The organism is Seonamhaeicola marinus (assembly GCF_008085455.1).
Genome location: NZ_VSDQ01000131.1, coordinates 1 through 323, shown reverse-complemented (window position 1 = coordinate 323; position 323 = coordinate 1). Strand labels below are relative to the sequence as shown.

Below are 323 nucleotides of genomic sequence, written 5' to 3'. Positions count from 1 at the left end.
ACAGGATCACCAGTTTGAGCAATACCAGTTTCAATTCTACCTGTAGCAACAGTACCACGACCTGTAATAGAGAATACATCTTCAATTGGCATTAAGAAAGGCTTATCCATATCACGAACAGGCTCTTCAATCCAGTTATCACATGCTTCCATTAATTCTAATACTGTATCTACCCACTTTTGCTCACCGTTAAGTGCACCTAAAGCAGAACCAGAAACTACAGGACCATTATCTCCGTCATACTCATAGAAAGATAATAAGTCTCTAACTTCCATATCAACAAGCTCTAAAAGCTCTTCATCGTCAACCATATCAACTTTGTT

At 38.4% G+C, this 323-nt stretch carries 1 protein-coding gene; it reads right to left on the bottom strand.

Features of this window, described 5'->3' with window-relative positions; genetic code table 11:
• The coding region (locus FUA24_RS01100) for a GTP-binding protein (RefSeq protein WP_394344177.1) at positions 1-323 on the bottom strand (323 nt) is incomplete at both ends.